Source organism: Bacteroides sp. 1_1_14 (genome assembly GCF_000162515.1).
Classification (GTDB): Bacteria; Bacteroidota; Bacteroidia; order Bacteroidales; family Bacteroidaceae; genus Bacteroides; species Bacteroides thetaiotaomicron.
Genome location: NZ_GG774724.1, coordinates 1 through 2,500, shown reverse-complemented (window position 1 = coordinate 2,500; position 2,500 = coordinate 1). Strand labels below are relative to the sequence as shown.

The following is a 2,500-nucleotide window of genomic DNA, read 5'->3' as shown; positions in this document are numbered from 1 at the left end:
CTTTAAGTATCAGGTATCAAGTATCAGGTATTAAACCCGAGTACTCAATATCGCGGTACTTAAAACGTACGGTTCGATATATACTTTTAGCTCTTTACTAAATTTTACTTTTTGTACATCATGTCAAAGATCGTTTCTCTGTTTTCAGAGATGGTGGAGAATAACGGATTCGAACCGTTGACCCTCTGCGTGCAAGGCAGATGCTCTAGCCAGCTGAGCTAATCCCCCAAGAGTAATTGAACATCGCAATAACGTATTGGCAACGACAATTTTTGTTCGGAGTAGTCCCAGGCAGAGTTGAACTGCCGACCTCTACATTATCAGTGTAGCGCTCTAACCAACTGAGCTATAGGACTAGTTCAACCTTGTCTACCTGATGTTAGACTCGGCTTCTTTATTTCTCTTGTTTATCTCTATCTATACTTCTATAGATGGTTGATCTATATGTTATAAATAAACAAGTACCAGTAGTACAATAATAGAACCTATGAAATCGTTGTTACGACATCGCTCCAGAAAGGAGGTGTTCCAGCCGCACCTTCCGGTACGGCTACCTTGTTACGACTTAGCCCCAATTACCAGTTTTACCCTAGGACGCTCCTTGCGGTTACGTACTTCAGGTACCCCCGGCTTTCATGGCTTGACGGGCGGTGTGTACAAGGCCCGGGAACGTATTCACCGCGCCATGGCTGATGCGCGATTACTAGCGAATCCAGCTTCACGAAGTCGGGTTGCAGACTTCGATCCGAACTGAGAGAGGCTTTTGGGATTAGCATCCTGTCACCAGGTAGCTGCCTTCTGTACCCCCCATTGTAACACGTGTGTAGCCCCGGACGTAAGGGCCGTGCTGATTTGACGTCATCCCCACCTTCCTCACATCTTACGACGGCAGTCTCTCTAGAGTCCTCAGCATGACCTGTTAGTAACTAAAGATAAGGGTTGCGCTCGTTATGGCACTTAAGCCGACACCTCACGGCACGAGCTGACGACAACCATGCAGCACCTTCACATTTGCCTTACGGCTATACTGTTTCCAATATATTCAAATGCAATTTAAGCCCGGGTAAGGTTCCTCGCGTATCATCGAATTAAACCACATGTTCCTCCGCTTGTGCGGGCCCCCGTCAATTCCTTTGAGTTTCACCGTTGCCGGCGTACTCCCCAGGTGGAATACTTAATGCTTTCGCTTGGCCGCTTACTGTATATCGCAAACAGCGAGTATTCATCGTTTACTGTGTGGACTACCAGGGTATCTAATCCTGTTTGATACCCACACTTTCGAGCATCAGTGTCAGTTGCAGTCCAGTGAGCTGCCTTCGCAATCGGAGTTCTTCGTGATATCTAAGCATTTCACCGCTACACCACGAATTCCGCCCACCTCTACTGTACTCAAGACAGCCAGTATCAACTGCAATTTTACGGTTGAGCCGCAAACTTTCACAACTGACTTAACTGTCCACCTACGCTCCCTTTAAACCCAATAAATCCGGATAACGCTCGGATCCTCCGTATTACCGCGGCTGCTGGCACGGAGTTAGCCGATCCTTATTCATATGGTACATACAAAATTCCACACGTGGAAAACTTTATTCCCATATAAAAGAAGTTTACAACCCATAGGGCAGTCATCCTTCACGCTACTTGGCTGGTTCAGGCCTGCGCCCATTGACCAATATTCCTCACTGCTGCCTCCCGTAGGAGTTTGGACCGTGTCTCAGTTCCAATGTGGGGGACCTTCCTCTCAGAACCCCTATCCATCGAAGGTTTGGTGAGCCGTTACCTCACCAACTGCCTAATGGAACGCATCCCCATCGATAACCGAAATTCTTTAATAACAAGACCATGCGGTCTGATTATACCATCGGGTATTAATCTTTCTTTCGAAAGGCTATCCCCGAGTTATCGGCAGGTTGGATACGTGTTACTCACCCGTGCGCCGGTCGCCATCTCCAGTTTGCAAGCAAACTGAAATGCTGCCCCTCGACTTGCATGTGTTAAGCCTGTAGCTAGCGTTCATCCTGAGCCAGGATCAAACTCTTCATTGTAAAAGTATTGTTAGTCAGCATAAAGCTGATTTTTGCTCTGTTCAGGATGCCGTACAATTTATTGACTTCATTAATACCTTACGTCTCACACATATTAATATATATAAGACAAGTATTGACGGTTCTATTTTTTTCTTGTACTACTTGTATTGTTTATCAATATTTCAAAGAACTTGCTGCTTTCGTTTTAAAAGCGGGTGCAAAGGTAAGAGGTTTTATTTTAACTACCAAATATTTTCGGAAGTTTTTTTCGCTTTTCTTTTTCTATCGTTTCTCAGACTCTCTTAGCGAAAGGGAAAGAAGGTAAAGAAGAAAACAAAACGCCTTTTCTTTGCGAATCGGACTGCAAAGATAAGAACTTTTAGCTTTATCTTCCAAACTTTATCGGAAGTTTTTTGTTCTTATGATCAAGCAGTACTGCGCTTTTACACTAAGTCAATTTAACAAGGCTTTCT

Annotated in this window: 2 tRNA genes and 1 rRNA gene; all 3 read right to left on the bottom strand. The window is 44.8% G+C overall.

Annotation, left to right across the window (positions count from 1 at the left end):
• Nucleotides 1-151: 151 nt before the first annotated feature.
• The 3 genes from HMPREF9007_RS00300 to HMPREF9007_RS00310 all read right to left on the bottom strand — a co-directional run bounded on the left by HMPREF9007_RS00300 (nucleotide 152) and on the right by HMPREF9007_RS00310 (nucleotide 2,045).
• Nucleotides 152-228: transfer RNA gene (locus tag HMPREF9007_RS00300), tRNA-Ala, on the bottom strand.
• A gap of 54 nt (nucleotides 229-282) precedes the next feature.
• Nucleotides 283-356: transfer RNA gene (locus tag HMPREF9007_RS00305), tRNA-Ile, on the bottom strand.
• 160 nt (nucleotides 357-516) lie between these two features.
• Nucleotides 517-2,045, bottom strand: a 16S ribosomal RNA gene (locus tag HMPREF9007_RS00310).
• Nucleotides 2,046-2,500 lie beyond the last annotated feature (455 nt).